Source organism: Rhodococcus sp. IEGM 1330 (assembly GCF_033142445.1).
Taxonomy (GTDB): Bacteria; Actinomycetota; Actinomycetes; order Mycobacteriales; family Mycobacteriaceae; genus Rhodococcoides.
On record NZ_JAWLSB010000001.1, the window covers coordinates 217,904 to 236,826 of the forward strand.

The 18,923-nt window shown below is 64.8% G+C and carries 16 protein-coding genes; 15 read left to right on the forward strand and 1 reads right to left on the reverse strand.

Features of this window, described 5'->3' with window-relative positions:
* Positions 1-111 precede the first annotated feature (111 nt).
* The 8 genes from R4P57_RS01045 to R4P57_RS01080 all read left to right on the forward strand — a co-directional run bounded on the left by R4P57_RS01045 (position 112) and on the right by R4P57_RS01080 (position 10,660).
* Positions 112-1,635 (forward strand): aldehyde dehydrogenase family protein, encoded by a 1,524-nt coding sequence (locus R4P57_RS01045; RefSeq protein WP_121870459.1) that lies wholly within the window; start codon positions 112-114, stop codon positions 1,633-1,635.
* Positions 1,635-2,174: a DUF779 domain-containing protein gene (locus R4P57_RS01050; protein WP_317801057.1), complete on the forward strand. Its 540-nt coding sequence runs from the start codon at positions 1,635-1,637 to the stop codon at positions 2,172-2,174. The genes R4P57_RS01045 and R4P57_RS01050 overlap by 1 nt, the downstream gene beginning before the upstream one ends.
* Positions 2,175-2,254: 80 nt before the next feature.
* Positions 2,255-3,238: a cation diffusion facilitator family transporter gene (locus tag R4P57_RS01055; RefSeq protein WP_317801058.1), complete on the forward strand. Its 984-nt coding sequence runs from the start codon at positions 2,255-2,257 to the stop codon at positions 3,236-3,238.
* Between the two features lie 135 nt (positions 3,239-3,373).
* On the forward strand, positions 3,374-4,828 hold the full coding sequence (eat, locus tag R4P57_RS01060; RefSeq protein WP_317801059.1) for an ethanolamine permease: 1,455 nt from the start codon (positions 3,374-3,376) through the stop codon (positions 4,826-4,828).
* The gene (locus R4P57_RS01065) at positions 4,825-6,237 is read left to right on the forward strand and encodes an ethanolamine ammonia-lyase subunit EutB (protein WP_317801060.1); all 1,413 of its coding nucleotides are present in this window, start codon (positions 4,825-4,827) and stop codon (positions 6,235-6,237) included. Before eat ends, R4P57_RS01065 begins: the two co-directional genes overlap by 4 nt.
* Positions 6,234-7,010 (forward strand): ethanolamine ammonia-lyase subunit EutC, encoded by a 777-nt coding sequence (gene eutC / locus R4P57_RS01070; protein WP_317801061.1) that lies wholly within the window; start codon positions 6,234-6,236, stop codon positions 7,008-7,010. Before R4P57_RS01065 ends, eutC begins: the two co-directional genes overlap by 4 nt.
* 55 nt (positions 7,011-7,065) lie before the next feature.
* The gene (locus R4P57_RS01075; protein WP_317801062.1) at positions 7,066-8,700 is read left to right on the forward strand and encodes an AMP-binding protein; all 1,635 of its coding nucleotides are present in this window, start codon (positions 7,066-7,068) and stop codon (positions 8,698-8,700) included.
* A 13-nt stretch (positions 8,701-8,713) separates the two neighbouring features.
* The gene (locus R4P57_RS01080) at positions 8,714-10,660 is read left to right on the forward strand and encodes an acetoacetate--CoA ligase (RefSeq protein WP_317801063.1); all 1,947 of its coding nucleotides are present in this window, start codon (positions 8,714-8,716) and stop codon (positions 10,658-10,660) included.
* Here R4P57_RS01080 and R4P57_RS01085 read toward each other — a convergent pair.
* Positions 10,636-11,070, reverse strand: coding sequence for an acyl-CoA thioesterase (locus R4P57_RS01085; RefSeq protein ID WP_045195989.1), 435 nt, complete (start codon positions 11,068-11,070; stop codon positions 10,636-10,638). The two genes, R4P57_RS01080 and R4P57_RS01085, sit on opposite strands and share 25 nt — an antisense overlap.
* A gap of 73 nt (positions 11,071-11,143) precedes the next feature.
* Here R4P57_RS01085 and R4P57_RS01090 point away from each other — a divergent pair, with 73 nt between their 5' ends.
* The 7 genes from R4P57_RS01090 to R4P57_RS01120 all read left to right on the forward strand — a co-directional run bounded on the left by R4P57_RS01090 (position 11,144) and on the right by R4P57_RS01120 (position 18,678).
* Positions 11,144-12,601, forward strand: coding sequence for an amidohydrolase (locus R4P57_RS01090; protein WP_317801064.1), 1,458 nt, complete (start codon positions 11,144-11,146; stop codon positions 12,599-12,601).
* 114 nt (positions 12,602-12,715) lie between these two features.
* Positions 12,716-13,141, forward strand: coding sequence for a hypothetical protein (locus R4P57_RS01095; protein ID WP_317801065.1), 426 nt, complete (start codon positions 12,716-12,718; stop codon positions 13,139-13,141).
* The gene (locus tag R4P57_RS01100) at positions 13,138-14,628 is read left to right on the forward strand and encodes an ATP-binding protein (RefSeq protein ID WP_317801066.1); all 1,491 of its coding nucleotides are present in this window, start codon (positions 13,138-13,140) and stop codon (positions 14,626-14,628) included. Before R4P57_RS01095 ends, R4P57_RS01100 begins: the two co-directional genes overlap by 4 nt.
* Positions 14,629-14,638: 10 nt before the next feature.
* Positions 14,639-15,298 (forward strand): response regulator transcription factor, encoded by a 660-nt coding sequence (locus tag R4P57_RS01105; protein ID WP_317801067.1) that lies wholly within the window; start codon positions 14,639-14,641, stop codon positions 15,296-15,298.
* 73 nt (positions 15,299-15,371) lie between these two features.
* The gene (locus R4P57_RS01110) at positions 15,372-16,871 is read left to right on the forward strand and encodes an SLC13 family permease (protein ID WP_317801068.1); all 1,500 of its coding nucleotides are present in this window, start codon (positions 15,372-15,374) and stop codon (positions 16,869-16,871) included.
* Positions 16,872-16,901: 30 nt separating this feature from the next.
* A complete protein-coding gene (locus R4P57_RS01115) occupies positions 16,902-18,095 on the forward strand; it encodes a glycerate kinase (RefSeq protein WP_317801069.1) in 1,194 nt (397 codons plus the stop codon).
* 157 nt (positions 18,096-18,252) lie between these two features.
* The gene (locus R4P57_RS01120; protein WP_317801070.1) at positions 18,253-18,678 is read left to right on the forward strand and encodes a PPOX class F420-dependent oxidoreductase; all 426 of its coding nucleotides are present in this window, start codon (positions 18,253-18,255) and stop codon (positions 18,676-18,678) included.
* Positions 18,679-18,923: the final 245 nt, after the last annotated feature.

An 18,923-nucleotide genomic window follows, 5' to 3' on the forward strand; every position in this document is an offset into this window, starting at 1 on the left:
GCAACATGGATTCAGTCCCATCGGCAACGTAGTTGCAACGTTGCAACCCCTAGTGTCCTGAATCACACACCGCATCAACTGTGAAGCACGTGTCGATCAGGAGGATTTTCAATGTCCGTCTACGCCCGTCCAGGTACCGCCGATTCCGTCATGTCGTTCCAGTCGCGCTACGACAACTGGATCGGCGGCGAGTGGGTACCGCCGGTCAAGGGTCAGTACTTCGAGAACCCGACTCCGGTCACCGGTGAGAACTTCTGCGAGGTCGCCCGCTCCACGTCCGAGGACATCGAGCTTGCGCTCGACGCCGCACACGCCGCAGCCCCAGCCTGGGGCAAGACCTCCGCTGCCGAGCGCGCCGTGATCCTGAACAAGATCGCCGACCGTATCGCCGACAACCTCGAATCCATCGCACTGGCGGAGTCCTGGGACAACGGCAAGCCGATCCGCGAAACCCTCAACGCAGACATCCCGCTGGCCATCGATCACTTCCGGTACTTCGCCGGCTGCATTCGCGCGCAGGAGGGCTCGCTGTCCGAAATCGACAGCGACACAGTGGCCTACCACTTCCACGAGCCGCTCGGAGTCGTCGGGCAGATCATCCCGTGGAACTTCCCGATCCTCATGGCCGTCTGGAAGCTCGCACCCGCGCTCGCGGCCGGTAATGCCGTGGTGCTCAAGCCCGCCGAGCAGACTCCCGCATCGATCCTGCACCTGATCTCGATCATCGGTGACCTGCTGCCCGCCGGTGTGCTGAACATCGTCAACGGATTCGGTGTCGAGGCAGGCAAGCCGCTGGCATCGAGCCCGCGTATTTCCAAGATCGCGTTCACCGGCGAGACCACCACCGGCCGCCTGATCATGCAGTACGCCTCGCAGAACCTGATTCCGGTGACGCTGGAACTCGGCGGCAAGAGCCCCAACGTCTTCTTCTCCGACGTGCTTCAGGCCAACGACGACTACCAGGACAAGGCTCTGGAGGGCTTCACGATGTTCGCCCTCAACCAGGGTGAAGTGTGCACCTGCCCGTCGCGCTCGCTGATTCAGGCGGACATCTTCGACGAGTTCCTCGCCCTCGCTGCCATCCGTACCAAGGCTGTGCGACAGGGAGATCCGCTCGACACCGACACCATGATCGGCGCGCAGGCGTCGAACGATCAGCTCGAGAAAATCCTCTCGTACATCGAGATCGGCAAGGGCGAAGGCGCACAGGTCGTCACCGGTGGCGAGCGCGCGCAGCTCGGCGGCGACCTCAACGGCGGCTACTACATGCAGCCCACCATCTTCACCGGCAAGAACAACATGCGCATCTTCCAGGAAGAGATCTTCGGGCCGGTCGTCTCGGTCACGTCGTTCACCGACTACGACAACGCCATCGAGATCGCCAACGACACCTTGTACGGTCTCGGCGCAGGCGTCTGGTCTCGCGACGGCGGCATCGCCTACCGTGCCGGCCGCGATATTCAGGCCGGTCGGGTGTGGACCAATACGTACCACCAGTACCCCGCGCACGCCGCGTTCGGTGGCTACAAGCAGTCCGGTATCGGCCGCGAGAACCACAAGATGATGCTCGATCACTACCAGCAGACCAAGAACCTGCTCGTCAGCTACGCCCAGAAGGCCCAGGGCTTCTTCTGATGAACGACGCTGCGCAGCCCGCGCGGCTGAAGACCACCGTCGAGGCGATGGACCTGCTCCGTCGCCTCGGCGGTATTCACGGGGAACTGATGATGCATCAGTCCGGGGGATGCTGTGACGGGTCGTCGCCGATGTGTTATCCCGCAGGCGAATTCATCGTCGGCGACCGGGATGTTCTCCTGGGGTACATCGACCTTCGGCTCGGGGTCGGCGAGGTTCCACGGGACCTTCCGAGCGGGAGCGACGGTGTGCCGGTGTGGATTTCGGGATCTCAGTTCCAGGCATGGAAGCACACGCAACTCGTGCTCGACGTGGTTCCCGGCCGCGGCGGTGGATTCTCGCTGGAATCGCCCGAGGGAGTGCGCTTCCTGAGCCGCGGACGCGCGTACACCGCCGAGGAGAACGACATCCTCGCGGAGCATCCACCACTGGTCGGTGTCGACTGGGAAGAAGGTAGACGACCGGAGGTTACCGCAGACCCCTTGGTGGTCGCCGAGGCCGTCGACGCGTGTCCCGTCCCAGGGATGCTTCAGGGCTGACTGCCTGCGGCAGTGGTGCGGTTGAGTGCCCTTGGAGGCACCTGACCGCACCACTGCGCGGAGCGCATACAGTGCGAAAGATGAAGAGCGCACCGAAGTCCGACGCGGCCGAGGGCAGCGAGAGCCTTCGCACCGTGATCATCGCTTTCGTCGCCAATCTCGGCGTCGCGATCGCGAAGACGTTCGCGGCCGTGTTCACCGGATCGGCGTCCATGGTCGCCGAAGCTGCGCACTCGTGGGCGGATACCGGAAACGAGATTTTCCTGCTCGTCGCCAATCGCCGGGGATCGCGCGGGCCCGATGATCGACGGCCTCTCGGGTACGGGCGGGAGACCTATTTCTGGTCGACCCTCGCAGCGGTCGGACTCTTCGTCGCCGGTGCGGCAGTGTCGGTGTGGCACGGCATCACCTCACTGCTCGACGGTGAATCGAGCAGTGAGAACTACCTCGTCGCCTACGTTGTGCTCGCCGTCGCCTTTCTGCTGGAGGGAGTGTCGTTCCTGCAATCGGTTCGACAGATTCGCGGCGAGGCCGCCGAGTACGACAGAGACTTTCTCGACTACGCGCTCGAGACCTCGGATCCGACGTTGCGCGCAGTGTTCGCGGAGGACAGTGCCGCACTGATCGGCATCGTCATCGCCGGCACCGGAATCGGATTGCATCAGCTCACCGGATCGGCGGCGTTCGACGCCATCGGCTCCATTCTGGTGGGTGTGCTGCTCGGAATCGTCGCCTTCGTCCTGATCGATCGAAACCGCCGATTCCTCACCGGCGAACCGGGATCGAGAGCATTATGGAACGCGGTGGTGCAGCGGATCGAAGAACTTCCCGACGTGGCGTCGGTCAGGTTCGTTCGCATCGAGTTCGTCGGTCCCAAACAGCTCTACGTGGTGGCGAGTGTCGATCTCGTCGGTGATTTCGCAGAATCACGCATCGCGCACACGCTCCGGCGGCTGGAGCGTGAGTTGGAAACCAACAGAGCTGTGGTGGACGCAGTACTGACAGTCGCCGAACCGGACGAGGGAGACATCGGCGACGTCAACGCCGTCGGGTACCAGTCGTAATTCGCCCGTCATTCATCGATGACGCGCCGCTTACATCACGGGCCTATCTTGAACCGATTCGCGCGCCACACGTGTTGTGAATCGTCCCCTCGGGCGTGACCCCGCTCCGAGCGAAATGGTTACGAGAGGCTTGCAATGTCCGTAGTAGACCCCCAGTCGTCTCATCCCAAAGCAGGCTCCCACGAGAGCACTCGGTCGCACGTCGAGGGCGGTGACTACCTGGCCAAGCGAACTTTGAAGAAGGGGACGGCGGGCTGGGTCCTGCTGGCGGGTCTCGGTGTCAGTTACGTCATCTCCGGTGATTACTCCGGATGGAATCTCGGTCTCGCCGAGGGTGGCTTCGGGGGCCTGCTCATCGCGGCGATCATCATCGCGGGCATGTACCTGGCCATGGTCCTCGGTATGGCCGAGATGTCGTCGGCGCTGCCCGCTGCCGGCGGTGGTTACACCTTCGCCCGCCGCGCTCTCGGACCGTGGGGCGGATTCGCCACCGGCACAGCGATTCTCATCGAGTACGCCATCGCTCCCGCCGCCATCGCGACGTTCATCGGTGCCTACGTCGAATCCCTCGGGCTGTTCGGCATCACCGACGGGTGGTGGGTCTACCTGGTGGTCTATGCGGTGTTCATCGGAATCCATCTCTCCGGCGCAGGCGAAGCCCTCAAGATCATGTTCGTCATCACCGCGATCGCCTTGGTCGGACTCGTCGTGTTCGCCATCGCCGCCATCGGACAATTCGACGCGAGCAACCTGACCGACATCGCACCCACCGACGCAGCCGGAGCTTCGGGATTCCTGCCGTTCGGCTACCTCGGCATCTGGGCTGCCGTCCCGTTCGCCATCTGGTTCTTCCTCGCGATCGAAGGGGTTCCACTGGCCGCAGAAGAGGCCAAGGATCCGACCAAGAACGTCCCGCGCGGCATCATCGCCGCCATGGGCGTGCTGCTCGTCACCGGTGCCGTCGTGCTGTTCCTGGTGACCGGCGCAGGCGGTGCCGACGCCGTCAAGGAATCGGGAAACCCGTTGGTCGAAGCCCTCGGTGACGGAACTGCGAGCAAGATCGTCAACTACATAGGACTGGCCGGACTGGTCGCGTCCTTCTTCTCGATCATGTACGCGTACTCGCGCCAGCTCTTCGCTCTCTCACGTGCCGGATACCTGCCGAAGACACTGTCCATCACCAACTCTCGCAAGGCCCCGACGCTCGCACTGATCGTCCCAGGCGTCATCGGCTTCCTGCTCTCACTGACCGGTCAGGGCGGAATGTTGCTCAACATGGCCGTGTTCGGCGCGGCACTGAGCTACGTTCTGATGATGGTCAGCCACATCGTGCTCCGTCGCAACGAGCCGAACATGGAACGCCCGTACCGAACCCCCGGCGGCGTCGTGACCACCGGATTCGCGTTGATCATCGCGGCGCTCGCCGTCGTTGCCACGTTCGTCGTCGATTCCACAGCGGCACTGTGGTGCCTGGCCGTGTTCGTCGCGTTCATGGCCTACTTCGGCATCTACAGCAGGCATCATCTGGTCGCGAACTCGCCGGACGAGGAGTTCGCCGCACTGGCCGAGGCCGAGGCCGAGCTGGAATGACGATCTACACCCAGCAGGTCTCGGGCACCACCTACACCTTCGACGGTCTGGTGGACTTGATGGCCAAGGCGACACCGCTTCGATCGGGTGACGAATTGGCCGGCTGCGCAGCCGAATCGGATGCCGAGCGCGCGGCAGCGCAGTGGGCGCTGTCGGAGGTCTCGCTCGATGTCTTCCTGCACGATCTGCTCGTTCCGTACGAGAGCGACGAGGTCACCCGTCTCATCATCGATTCACACGACCGCATCGCCTTCGGAGCGGTGTCGCACCTGACCGTCGGAGGCCTGCGGGACTGGCTGCTCCAGGTCACCGCGAGGCCGGACGCGGCGGCGACGTTGCGGTCGGTGGCAGCCGGGCTGACTCCGGAGATGGTGGCAGCGGTCAGCAAGATCATGCGTAACCAGGATCTGATCGCAGTGTCGCGAGCAGTGCAGGTGACGTCGGCGTTCCGAACGACAGTGGGACTTCCCGGAACACTCACCACTCGGCTCCAGCCCAATCACCCGACGGACGATCCCCGTGGAATCGCCGCGGCCACGCTCGACGGGTTGCTGCTCGGATCAGGCGATGCGGTCATCGGGATCAACCCGGCGACCGACTCGCCTCAGGCGACGGCCGACCTGCTGCATCTGCTCGACGAGATTCGGCAGCGCTTCGAGATTCCCACTCAATCGTGCGTGCTCTCGCACGTGACGACGACGATGGAACTGATCGACAAGGGCGTTCCGGTCGATCTGGTGTTCCAATCCATCGCGGGCACCGAGGGGGCCAATTCGAGCTTCGGAGTGAACATTCCGCTGCTTCGGCAAGCCAACGAGGCCGGCCGATCGCTGCGCCGCGGAACCGTCGGGAACAACGTCATGTATCTCGAAACCGGTCAGGGCTCGGCATTGTCGGCGGGTGCGCACATCGGTACAGGCGACCGCCCCGTCGATCAGCAGACCCTCGAAACGCGTGCCTACGCGGTGGCCCGCGATCTCGAGCCGCTGCTGATCAACACGGTCGTCGGATTCATCGGGCCCGAGTACCTGTACGACGGCAAGCAGATCATCAGGGCCGGCCTGGAGGATCACTTCTGCGGCAAGCTGCTGGGACTGCCGATGGGAGTGGACGTCTGCTACACCAACCATGCCGAGGCCGACCAGGACGACATGGACACCCTGCTGACGCTCCTCGGCACCGCCGGCGTCGCGTTCGTCATCGCGGTGCCGGGTGCCGACGACGTCATGCTCGGATACCAGTCGTTGAGCTTTCACGACGTGCTCTACGTTCGGCAGGTTCTCGGTCTGCGACCCGCACCGGAATTCGAGTCGTGGCTCTCCCGACTGGGAATGGTGGACGCCGACGGCAGAGTCCTCGACGTCGACGCCGCGGGATCGCCGCTGCGAGCGTTGATGAGTGCGCGATGAACGAACCTGTGAAGCAACCGGAGCATGAGTTCTGGGGCGAGTTGCGAGCGATGACGCAGGCTCGAATCGGCCTGGGGCGCATCGGTGATTCGTTGCCGACCACGCGGGTGCTCGAGTTTCGCTCGGCGCATGCTGCGGCTCGGGATGCGGTGCACATGCCGCTCGAGGTCGAGGAGTTCGTGGGCCGGGTCGAGCAGGTCGGTCTCGGTGCACCGTCGGTGGTGACGTCGTTGGCCACGAGTCGTGCGGAGTATCTGCGACGGCCCGATCTGGGTCGGCAGCCGAAAGATCTGTCTACGGTGCCGCATTCCGAGGACGAGATCGGCATAGTGTTGGGCGACGGGTTGTCTCCGCGTGCGCTTGCCGATCACGGTGTGGCGATGCTCGAGGCGCTGAAAGCAGAGCTCTCCGATCGTTATTCGATCGCTGCTCCGGTGATCGCGACCGAGGCGCGGGTGGCGCTGGGTGATCACATCGCCGCGGCGATGGGTGTGCGGACGGTGTTGGTGCTGATCGGGGAGCGTCCGGGGTTGTCGGTCGCCGACAGTCTCGGTATCTATCTGACGCATCTGCCCAAACCCGGGTGTACCGACGCCGATCGCAATTGCATCTCCAACATCCATCCGCCGGAAGGGCAGGGGTATGCGCAGTCGGCACGAATCGTGGCCGGTCTGTTGGCCGGGGCGAGGAAGCTCGGGCGGTCGGGTGTGGCGTTGAAGGACACCTCGCGAGCCGATGTGCTCGAGGCAGCCGAGGCCCTCACACTGGAGTGACGTCCCCCCTATTCGGGGGTGGCTGTACGTGACCGGGCTCACTACCGTGGGGTTCATGGACAGTTACTCTTCCGGTGCGTCGGACACAGCCGTGCTGGACGACACGATCGGCGCGAATCTGGATCGCACTGCGGCGCGATACTCGGATCGTGATGCGTTGATCGATGTTGGGTCCGGGCGGCGGTGGACCTACTCGGAGTTCGTCGCCGACGTCGATCTGTTGGCGGCCGGCTTGCTCGTGGCCGGAGTCGAGGTGGGGGACCGCGTCGGAATGTGGGCTCCGAACTGCCCGGAATGGGTTCTGGCGCAGTATGCGACGGCCAAGATCGGTGTCGTGTTGGTCAACATCAATCCCGCGTATCGCTCGCACGAGCTGCAGTTCGTGCTGAAGCAGGCCGGGGTGTCGGTGTTGTTGTCGGCCACAGAGTTCAAGGGATCGAACTACGCGGCGATGATCGACGACGTGCGCCCCGAGGTGGAGTCCCTGCGTGAGGTGCTGTTCATCGGGAGCATCCAGTGGGAGGCGATGACCGATCGCGGGCATCGAGCGTTGGCGAAGACTCCGCGCATGATCACCGATGTGTCCGAGCGGCTCCGCGGCGACGATGCCATCAACATCCAGTACACCTCGGGGACAACGGGTTTCCCCAAGGGTGCGACGCTCAGTCATCGCAATATCCTCAACAACGGTTTCTTCGTCGGCGAACTGTGCCATTACACCGCAGAGGACCGCGTGTGCATTCCGGTGCCGTTCTACCACTGCTTCGGCATGGTGATGGGCAATCTCGCGTGCACGTCGCACGGCGCAGCGATGGTGATTCCCGGTCCCTCGTTCGATCCGGTGACGACGTTGACCGCCGTCGCCGTGGAGAAGTGCACGTCGCTCTACGGAGTCCCGACGATGTTCATCGCCGAACTGGCGTTGGAGAACTTCGAGGACTTCGACCTCGGCAGCCTGCGTACCGGCATCATGGCCGGATCGCCGTGTCCCACCGAGGTGATGAAGCAGGTGATCGAGCGGATGGGGATGGCCGAGGTGTCGATCTGCTACGGCATGACCGAGACGTCTCCGGTGTCGCTGCAGACTCGGAGCGAGGACTCCGTTGAGCAGCGGGTGTCGACCGTCGGACGCGTCGGTCCGCATCTCGAGGTCAAGATCGTCGACCCTGTCCTCGGCGGAACGCTGCCACGAGGCGAGGCAGGCGAGCTGTGCACCCGCGGCTATTCGGTGATGCTCGGCTACTGGGAGCAGCCGGAGAAGACCGCCGAGGCCATCGACGACGAGGGGTGGATGCACACCGGCGACATCGGGGTGATGGACGGAGACGGCTACGTGGCGATCACCGGGCGGATCAAGGACATGGTGATTCGCGGCGGCGAGAACATCTATCCCCGCGAAGTCGAGGAGTTTCTGTACACCCATCCCGATATCCTCGACGCGCAGGTGATCGGTGTGCCCGACCCGAAGTACGGCGAGGAGCTCATGGTGTGGATCAGGATGAAAGACGATGTCGCGCCGCTCGATTCGGCCGCAGTGCGGTCTTTCTGTGAAGGACGGCTGGCGCACTACAAGATCCCGCGTTACGTGCATGTCGTCGACGAGTTCCCGATGACGGTCACCGGCAAGGTACGCAAGGTGGAGATGCGCGAGCGATCGCTCGGCCTGATCGAACAGCTGCCGTTCGGCTGACATACTCGCTTCCATGATCAGTGCGCTGTGGACGCCGACGGATTCCGATCTCGCCGAGGCTCGGGTGACCGAGTTCGCGCGTTTCGTCGAGCAACGCCACGATGTGCTGCTACCGGACTACCCGGCTCTGTGGCGCTGGTCGACAACCGAACTGGAACTGTTCTGGCGAGCGGTGTGGGATTTCTTCGAGATCCACGCGGCCACGGAGCCGACCGTCGTGCTCGGTGATCGCAGTATGCCGGGCGCACAGTGGTTTCCGGGTACGGAACTGAACTACGTGGACCAGGTGATTCGGCACGCTCGACCCGGTCGCGCCGCGATCGTCCACGCCCGTGAAGACGGTTCGACGCGGACCGTGACGTGGGAGGAGATGATCGATCAGGCGGGGGCGCTGGCGGGCTCGCTGGCAGGGGCGGGAGTCCGACGCGGCGACCGCGTCGTCGGATACCTGCCCAACGTTCCCGAGGCGGTGATCGCATTCCTGGCGACCGCGAGCCTGGGTGCGGTGTGGTCCGCGTGCGGGCAGGACTACTCGGCCTCGGCAGCACTCGACCGTCTGGGCCAGCTCGAACCCACGGCACTGATCACTGCCGACGGGTACGTGTACGGAGGGACGTTCAGAGACAAGGCCGCCGATGTCGACGCGCTCACGTCGGGGCTGCCGACGCTGCGGGTCGTAGTGACGGTCGGGGAGGCGTCGGGAAGCGCAGTGAGTTGGTCTGCCGCAACAGCGCAGAGTCGTGAATTGGACTCGGTCGCGGTGCCTTTCGATCACCCGCTGTGGGTCGTGTTCTCCTCGGGCACCACGGGTCTACCCAAGGGAATCGTGCACGGTCACGGAGGTGTGGTGCTCGAGCATCTCAAATCCGTTGTTCTGCACTCCGATCTGAGGCCCGAAGACGTGTTCTTCTGGTACACCAGCCCCAGCTGGATGATGTGGAACTTCCAGGTCGCCGGTCTACTGGCCGGGTCCACGATCGTGTGCGCCGACGGCAATCCGGCATTTCCCACGCCGGATGCATTGTGGGACATCGCCGGTCGGCTGGGTGTGACCTACCTCGGCACCAGCCCCGGGTACGTGCTCGCGTGCATCAAGGCCGACGCGCATCCGGGCTCCGACCACGATCTCTCGGCGCTGCGGGCCGTCGGCATCACCGGATCCGCGATGCCTGCGACGTCGTCGATCTGGTTGTCGGAGAACATCGGAGCCCGCGTGCCGGTCTTCTCCATCTCCGGCGGCACCGACGTGGTGTCGGCATTCGCCGGGGGAGTGCGGACCGCGCCGGTCTGGGCGGGGGAGCTGTCGGTGCCGTTCCTCGGCGTCGCGCTCGACGCCTACGACGAGGACGGCGACGCAGTCCGTGGCACCGTCGGTGAGCTGGTCGTGACCGAGCCGATGCCGTCGATGCCGCTGTATTTCTGGAACGACGAGGACGGATCTCGTTACCGGGACGCTTACTTCGACACCTATCCGGGAATCTGGCGGCACGGCGACTGGATCACCATGACCGAGCGCGGCAGTGTGCTCGTACACGGGCGATCCGATTCGACGCTCAATCGCAACGGAATTCGCATGGGGAGCGCCGACATCTACCAGGCCGTCGAATCGCTGGACGAGGTCACCGAGGCGCTCGTTCTCGGCATCGAGCTACCCGACGGCGGATACTGGATGCCCCTGTTCGTGGTGGTCCCGGGCGGCGCGACCGACGAGTTGCGTCAACGCATCGAATCCGTCATCAGAACGCAGGCGTCGCCGCGACACGTTCCCGACGACGTCATCGCCACGCCCGCGATACCCCACACTCGAACCGGGAAGAAGCTCGAGGTACCTCTCAAACGACTCTTCCAAGGTGCCACTGCCGCAGGCACTCTCGATACGAGTGCCGTCGACGATCCGGCTGCGTTGGCGTGGTTCGTCGACCGGGCGACCGAGTTTCAGCGAGTCCAGCGCGCGAGATAGGCCTTCTCCTCGGGCGCAATACGGCGCAGGGTCTCGGCACCGACGTCGACCATCGCCATCCGGGTCGTCGCCACCACGGCGGGCGGCGAATCGGGTGCCGCGCCCGCGGCGCGGACCTCGTACCCGATGGTGAAATCGACAGCGCGCACCTTCTCGAACCAGAGTGTCACGTCGAGTGGACCGTCCGAATGCCGGAGCGGCTTCTTGTACGCGATGGTCACATTGGCGATCAACGCACTCTTGATCAGAGACTCGTTGGCCTCGCCCTCGCTGAGCAGCCATTCGATCCGCGCTTCTTCGAGCAAGGTGACCATCCGTGCGTGGTTGATGTGCGCGAAGGCGTCCATGTCGGACCAGCGCACCGTCACGCTCGCGTGATATCCGACGGGCTCGGTCGGCTCTGTCTGCATCGCAACAGGCTCTGTTTTCATTGCTAGAGGATGGCATGCGCGCCCGTGAAGACGACGCTCTAGAGTCCCAGGAGTGATTATCGCCAATGTCGCACTGGATGGTTCCGGCGTGCTCTTCGACATCGAACTCGCAGGCTCGGTCATCGCGTCGATCACCCCTGCAGGCACCCGACGCGCACCGGGCGACGAGGTGCTCGACGGTGGGGGTGGGGTCGCGCTGCCCGGGTTCGTGGACTCTCACGTGCACTTGACGCAGTGGGCGGCGGCGCGGCGACGAATCGATGTCGGGCCCGCTGCGTCGGCGGCCGACGCGGTCGCCCTGGTGTACCCCTACGCGCGCACGGCAGGCGAATCTGTGGTGCGCGCCAACGGCTTCCGTGACGCACACTGGCCGGAAGAGCCGCACAAGGACCTACTCGAGAATGCGCTGCCCGGTGCCAGGGTGGCGATGACGAGCATGGATCTGCACACGCTGTGGCTGAGCCCGGCGCTGCTCGACGACCTGGGTATCGACCACCCCACCGGTGTGTTGCGCGACGTCGACGGCCTCGAAGCGGTCATGGCTCTCGAGGAACAGGACGACCCCGCCGAACTCGATCGGGCCGTGCTCGACGCGACCGCAGCACTGGCGGTCCGCGGCGTCACCGGCGTCGTGGATTTCGAGTTCGCCGACAACAAGACGGTCTGGGATCGACGCCTGACGGCCGGCTCGCCTGCAGTTCGCGTCGACACGACGGTGTGGCCTCAATGGCTCGACGAAGCACTCGAGCGCGGCGAGCGCACCGGCGACGTCTCGGCTCTGTCGGAACTGATCAGGCGCGGACCGCTCAAGGTGATGCTCGACGGTTCGCTCAACACTCGAACGGCGTGCTGCCACGATCGGTACCCGGGCATCGAGGGCGACGACGCGTACGGTCTGTTACTCGAAACCCAGGACGGTCTGCACGCGCTCGTCTCGCGGGCGTCGCGCGGTGGCATCGTGCCGGCCATTCACGCGATCGGCGACCGCGCAAACAGCATCGCACTCGATGCGTTCGAGCGGGCCGGCTGCGGTGGTCGAATCGAACATGCGCAGCAGATCCTGCCGGAGGACATCGAACGTTTCGCCGCACTGGGTGTCGCGGCATCGGTGCAGCCGCAGCACGCCATGTCCGATCGCGACATCGCCGAGAATCTGTGGTCCGGGCGGCGCTCGGTGGCCTACGGTTACGGCTCGCTGCACCGAAGCGGTGCGACCCTGCTGTTCGGTTCCGATGCCCCGGTCAGTCCACCTGAGCCGTTGGCGGGAGTCGCAGCAGCGGTGTTCCGTACCGACGACGACCGGCCCCCGTGGCACCTCGAGGAAGCAGTACCCCTCGACGTTGCACTACGCGCGGCGTGCGGTGGCCGTGGGGCGCTCCGAGTAGGGGAGGCAGCGGACATCGTCGTTCTCGTCGAGCATCCCGTGCACCGCTCGGTGCACGATCTCGCCGAGACGGAGATCAGAGCCACGATCTGCGCCGGTGCGCTCACTCACGCAGCTGCGGGGTAGGCACCCGGTTCGGCGATAGCCGGCAGCGTACGACGATCCAGCGTCGGCGCGGACATGAAAATCTACTCATGTCGCCTTCATCGTCGTCTCACGCACTGGAGGGAGTGTGGTGGTGTGAAGTTCGCACCCAAGATCGCAGTCCTGGCGGCCGTGGTGATCGTTCCGGTCGGAGTGGCGCTGGCGAGCACCGTACTTGCCGACACCCCGCAGCCACCGAGCTTCGAGCCTCGAGTCACCGTCGGAGTCGCCACATCGAGCGCGTCACCCCAGCCGTCCGGCGCGGTACAGTCGGCGGCCCCGTCGAACGAGCCGGCCCCGTCGAACGAACCGGGCCCAGCGACCGCACCGGCCCCCTCGAACAACCCGGGCCCAGCGGTCGGGACGGCTCCAGCCGCAGCAGACCCTCCGGCAGCACCGCAGTCCATCGTCGTCCCCGCCCCGCCGCCTGTCGAAGTCCTGCCGGACGGGGATGATGATGACGACGTCGGCGACCAGGACGATGCGGATGGCGACGACGATGCGGAAGATGACGACGGGTGAACTCGACGGAAGAGATGATCGACGGCAGGAACGCTCGCACCGAGGTGCTCGCGCTGGAGGGACCGGTGCCCGAGCCTGCGCTTCGTCGCGCCCGGGTAGGGACGCGTGTTCCGGCGCGGGTGCGCATTCTCGGCTGGCTGTTGTTCGTCATGGCATTGGCCATGTTGGCCGTCGGGGTTGCCGTGCGAACAATCCTTCTCGCCGAGGTCGAGCGAGACACTGCGGTAGCTCTCGAGCAGGAAATCGGCGAGTTCAGCGAGTTCGCTGCGACCGGCCGCGACCCGGACGACGGTTTGCCGTTCAGCAACGTCGCCGATCTGCTCCAGTTGCACCTGCAGCGCCAATATCCGGACGATGACGAGATCCTGTTCGGCTACACCGATCGACTGCTGCGTCAGGAGCGCAGCGGTCCAGGAGATCTGGTCGCCGACGCGGCTGTCGTATCGACCATCGTGAACTCACCCGACAGCGTTGGATCGACGCAGACTTCGGAAGGCGAAGTCGCCTGGGCGAAACAGGTCGCCGAACCGTCCGGCGGGGGCCAGGCCGGAACTTTTGCGATCGGAATCCTCGTCGACCGCGAGCGCGACGACGTGTCCGACACCATTCGTGTAGTGGTCGGAGTGTCACTGATGGCACTGCTGTTCACCGGTGGCATCGCCTGGGTGGTGGCCGGGCAGATCCTTGCGCCCGTGCGCCTGGTTCGCCGGACCGCTGCCCAGATCACCACCGACGACCTGTCCAGGCGGATCGAGGTGGACGGTCGCGACGATGTCGCCGAACTCGCCGACACGTTCAACGACATGCTCGATCGACTGGAGTCCGCGTTCGCCGCGCAGCGACAATTCGTCGACGACGCGAGCCATGAGCTACGCACGCCGATCACGATCGTCCTCGGGCATCTCGAACTGATGGGCGATGATCCACGCGAGCGCGAAGAGACGGTTCGGCTCGTCACCGACGAGTTGGACCGAATGAACCGGATCGTGGAGGACTTGTTGCTCCTCGCGAAAGCCGAGCGCCCGGATTTCGTTCGCAAGCAGCCGGTGGATCTCGAAACCCTCACGCGCGACATCGACGCGAAGGTCCGCGCGCTCGCCGACCGCGACTGGGTACTGGGGCACGTCGGTACGGGCTCGGTACGGGTCGATCCGCAACGAGTCACGCAGGCAGTGCTTCAGCTGGCGCAGAATGCGGTGTCGCACACCAGGCCCGGTGACCGGATCGTGGTGGGATCGGAGCGTACCGAAGATCGAGTTCTGTTGTGGGTGAGTGACACCGGGCCCGGTGTGACCAGCGAGGACGCGACAACCATCTTCGAACGGTTCGCCCGGGGCAGTACTGGATCGAGTCGCTCGGACAGTGGTGGCGCGGGTCTGGGTCTGAGTATCGTCCGAGCAATCGCCGACGGGCACCACGGTGCCGCGACGCTCGACAGTCGGCCCGGTGCGGGTGCGACATTCGGGCTCGACCTGCCGGCCCGATGAGCGAGCGACGATGAGCCGAATATTGATCGCCGAGGACAACGACCGCATCTCGTCCTTCATCGAGAAGGGATTACGGGCCAACGGTTTCACCACGACCACTGTTGCCGACGGCATCACCGCGATCGACTATGCGACGACCGGAGATTTCGACCTCGTCGTGTTGGATCTGGGCCTGCCAGGCAAAGACGGGTTCGAGGTGATCGCATCGCTGCGCGGTGCCGGTGTCGGTGTTCCGGTGATCATCCTGACGGCCCGTGACTCGGTGCACGACACCGTGACCGGCCTCGAAGGCGGAGCGGACGACTACATGACCAAGCCGTTCCGGTTCGAGGAGCTACTTGCACGTATTCGACTGCGTCTGCGTGGCGGTGACCGAGAGTCCTCGGTCTCCGTCCTGGAATCAGGCTCTCTGGCAGTGGATCTGCTCACCAGACGTGCCGTGGTGAACGGCGTGGTGGTGTCGCTGACCTCGCGCGAGTTCGTTCTGCTCGAGATGTTTCTCCGTCACCCACGGCAGGTCCTCTCGCGTGAGCAGATCCTCAGTCACGTGTGGGGATACGATTTCGACCCCGGTTCCAATGTCGTCGATGTCTACGTTCGTATGCTGCGCAAGAAGATCGGTTCCGACCGCATCGAGACGGTGCGCGGGATGGGGTATCGACTGGCCTGACCGGAACAGCTCATGAAAGAACGCTCACCGACTGTTCATCGAGGTTTCATCGGTCGGCCGGAGACTGGTCTACATGAACACGGTCAGCTTCAGAACGCAGCCACCTCCCGTCCCAGAACCGATGCGGTCGTGGCGCTTTCGCGATCTGTTGACCCGCCGGGTGGTTCAGGTCGTCATGAGTTCGGTTGCGCTGCTGATGCTCCTGGCCGTACTCGCCGGCGCGGCGGACGGGTTGCCCGGCGCGGGACGGACCACGCTCGTCGTGTTCACTGCAGCTGTCGCGCTCTGGGTGTTCACGAAGATCGACGACACCTACGTTGCTCTCGGTGCCGCACTGGCTCTGGTACTGACCGGTGTGGTGAGCACCGACGCACTGTTCGATACCCTCGGCGAGGAGACCATCTGGCTTCTCATCGCGGCATTCATCATCGCCGCTGGAGTTCGCGAGTCCGGTTTGGCTACGCGCGCAGCAGTGTTCATCGTCAGTGGCGCGGGCACCGTACGCCAGCTGGCGCATCTGGTGACGGCCGCACTGATCGTGACGGCCTTCGCAATCCCCGCCACCTCAGGTCGGGCGGCTCTCGCGCTGCCGGTGTTTCTGGCGTTGGCGCAGGCGCTTGCCGAGCGCAAGCGGGTGGTGCGGGCGTTGGCAATTCTGTTTCCAACCGTCATCCTGCTGTCCGCCGTGGCGACCCTCATCGGTGCGGGGGCACATCTGATCACCAGCCAGGTGCTCGAGAGTGCCACGGGCACCGGCATCAGCTTCACCGCGTGGTTGCTACTCGGTGTGCCGCTGGCCGTGGTCAGCAGCCACTGCGCAGCGGAACTCGTGCTGCTGCTGTTCACCGATCGTGAGGATCGCCGAATCCCGCTGGCGGTGAACGTATCCGACATGGCGTCGCGGCTCCCGACGCCGGTGACGGGACCGCTGACCATCGCAGAGAACCGCGCCGCGACGCTGCTGGCGGTCGTCATTGTGCTGTGGTGCTCCGAACCGTTGCACGGCGTGCACCCTGCCATCATCGCTCTGCTGGGTGCGTTGATCTCCACCTCGCCGCGCTTCGGTACGACCGACTTCGGAAAGGCTCTCGCTACTGTGCCGTGGTCGCTGCTGCTGTTCATGGCGGCGACGCTGGCCCTCGGGACCGCATTGACTACGTCCGGGGCGGCAGGGTGGCTCTCGGACGGGCTGTTCACGTTGGTCCCGATCGGGTCGGCACCGCCCTGGGTGTTCATCGCGGTGGTGATCGTTCTCTCCGTGGCCTCGCACCTTCTCATCCAATCTCGCTCGGCACGTTCGTCCGTCCTCGTTCCTCTGGTCGTCACCGCGGCTCTGGCGCTCGGAGTCGATCCAGTGGCCGCGGCGTTCGCCTCGACGGCTGCAGCGGGCTTCTGTCACACCATGCCGTCCTCGGCGAAGCCAGTGGCGATATTCGCCAAAGCTGAAGGCGTGCAGACCTATTCACCGAACGACTTGCTGCGACTGTCCGCGTTTCTCGCGCCGTTGACCGCAGTGACCGTGCTGTTCTTTGCCGTGGTCGTGTGGCCTCTGCTCGGCACTCCCATCGCCTGATCTCCCACTCTCGAAAAGGAATCGATCACCATGCCGTCGTCTACTCCACTACGTTTCGTCGTCGCCCCGTCGGGGTTCAAGGAATCTCTCGGTGCCGACGAGGTCGCACTGGCTATCGCCGCAGGTATTCGCCGGGTGGTACCCGGAGCCATCGTCAGCTCGGTCCCCCTCGTCGACGGGGGGGAGGGGTCCGCCCGCGCACTTGCCGGTGCCACCCTGGGCAAGGTGATCGACGCCGTCGTGACGGGACCGGTCGGCAAGCCGGTCGATTCCCATTTCGCTCTGCTGGGAACAGAGGGGCCGGTCACTGCGGTCGTGGAGATGGCAGCGGCGGCCGGTCTGTCGCTGGTTCCGCGAGATATGCGTGACCCGACGGTTACCACGAGCCGCGGAGTCGGTGAGCTCATCCGCGCTGCCCTCGACTACGGTGCCGAGCGAATCCTGCTGGGCTGCGGCGACTCCGGCACCTCGGACGGCGGGGCAGGGCTCTTGCAAGCGCTCGGTGTGCGACTCCTCGATGCCGAAGGCCTCGAACTGGGCGACGGCGGAGGCGAGTTGATTCGCCTCGATCACGTCGATGTGTCCGGCCTCGATCCACGTCTGACTCCGGGAAGCGGCGTGGAGATCAGGGTCGCATGCAATCCACACAACATTCTCTGTGGGCCAGGCGGAGTCGCACGAGTCTTCGCACCGCAGAAGGGCGCCACCTCAGAGCAAGTGGAGGTCCTCTCGGCTGCGATGGACCGTTGGGCGGAGGTGTTGGAGCGTGACGTGTCGACGCGGCCGGTCGGCCTGAACCTACGCACCGGGCCTGGCACGGGCGCGTCCGGCGGTATGGGCGCGGGCGTGGCAGCGGTCCTGCGGGCCGAGTTGCTACCGCGATTCGAGGTGATGCTCGATCATGTCGACCTCGACAGCCTCATCGCGACAGCCGATCTGGTGTTGACCGCCGAGGGCTCCATCGACAAGCAGACGCCGAAGGGGAAGATCCCGACGGAGGTTGCCCGCCGAGCCAAGCTACATGGAAAACCAGTGGTGGCGCTCGCGGGAACCATCGGTCTCGATGCCCGGGCGAACTACGACTCGGGTATCGACGCCTTCGCCGGCATTCTGCCCTCGCCGGTGGAATTGGTCGAAGCGCTCGAAAGGGGTGCCGAGTTTCTGACCGATGCCACGGAGCGAGCGATGAGGTTGATCCTGATCGGAGCGACCCTGGGCCGCTGAGTCGGTGCCGGTATCGAACGATCTAGACCTCGCGCATCATCCGTTCGAAGCACACGAGCCCGCCGGGGATGCCGGAGCAGCGTGAATCGACCCCGCAGACCTGCCGAGGTGTCCTGGATCACCGATTCTGTCGGACCACCCGCGTAGCGTGACTGCGATGACGTCGATCACCGATCCGCGCGTACGCGAGTTTCTGTCCGCAGGTACCCGCACCGGCAAGCTCGGGTACCTCGCCTCCGACGGAAGGCCACTGGTGGCACCCATCTGGTTCGTCGTCGACGGCGATGCGATCGTGTTCAACACCGGGGCCGGCACGGCGAAGGGAAAGTCGATTCGCCGTGATCCCCGCGTCGTGCTGACCGTCGATCTCGAAGAGCCGCCGTACGGATTCGTCCAGGTGCAGGGCATCGCGTCGGTCGACGAGGACCCCGCGGAGTTGCTCCGCACCGCAACCGAGATCGGGGCCAGGTACATGGGCCGCGATCGCGCCGAGGAGTTCGGCGCTCGGAACGGTGTTCCGGGCGAATTGATCGTTCGGGTGACGCCGAACAGGGTGATTGCCGCTTTCGACATGACGGCATGACGACCGACTGTCTCCGCACGGTCGGCACTGTAGATTGACCGGGTGCCGAATCGAGTCGGAGTCGGTGCGCTCGAATCGGTTCCGACATGTAACGGTCCGGTACATACATACGGATATGTACTGAAAGGTAACTTCGAGTTGTTCCCGGTGAGAAAATAGAGAACGAAGTAAGCAACTTGCTCGACGTGTTCGGTGCCCACCGATCGCTGCCGGTTCGGCAGCCGGTGGGGGCGCGTGTGATTGTG

Excerpts from the sequence above, each read along its gene's own strand:
- R4P57_RS01045 (WP_121870459.1), top strand. The coding sequence starts at position 112 with ATGTCCGTCTACGCCCGTCCAGGTACCGCCGATTCCGTCATGTCGTTC.
- R4P57_RS01050 (WP_317801057.1), top strand. The coding sequence starts at position 1,635 with ATGAACGACGCTGCGCAGCCCGCGCGGCTGAAGACCACCGTCGAGGCG.
- R4P57_RS01055 (WP_317801058.1), top strand. The coding sequence starts at position 2,255 with ATGAAGAGCGCACCGAAGTCCGACGCGGCCGAGGGCAGCGAGAGCCTT.
- eat (WP_317801059.1), top strand. The coding sequence starts at position 3,374 with ATGTCCGTAGTAGACCCCCAGTCGTCTCATCCCAAAGCAGGCTCCCAC.
- R4P57_RS01065 (WP_317801060.1), top strand. The coding sequence starts at position 4,825 with ATGACGATCTACACCCAGCAGGTCTCGGGCACCACCTACACCTTCGAC.
- eutC (WP_317801061.1), top strand. The coding sequence starts at position 6,234 with ATGAACGAACCTGTGAAGCAACCGGAGCATGAGTTCTGGGGCGAGTTG.
- R4P57_RS01075 (WP_317801062.1), top strand. The coding sequence starts at position 7,066 with ATGGACAGTTACTCTTCCGGTGCGTCGGACACAGCCGTGCTGGACGAC.
- R4P57_RS01080 (WP_317801063.1), top strand. The coding sequence starts at position 8,714 with ATGATCAGTGCGCTGTGGACGCCGACGGATTCCGATCTCGCCGAGGCT.
- R4P57_RS01085 (WP_045195989.1), bottom strand. The coding sequence starts at position 11,070 with ATGCAGACAGAGCCGACCGAGCCCGTCGGATATCACGCGAGCGTGACG.
- R4P57_RS01105 (WP_317801067.1), top strand. The coding sequence starts at position 14,639 with ATGAGCCGAATATTGATCGCCGAGGACAACGACCGCATCTCGTCCTTC.
- R4P57_RS01110 (WP_317801068.1), top strand. The coding sequence starts at position 15,372 with ATGAACACGGTCAGCTTCAGAACGCAGCCACCTCCCGTCCCAGAACCG.
- R4P57_RS01115 (WP_317801069.1), top strand. The coding sequence starts at position 16,902 with ATGCCGTCGTCTACTCCACTACGTTTCGTCGTCGCCCCGTCGGGGTTC.
- R4P57_RS01120 (WP_317801070.1), top strand. The coding sequence starts at position 18,253 with ATGACGTCGATCACCGATCCGCGCGTACGCGAGTTTCTGTCCGCAGGT.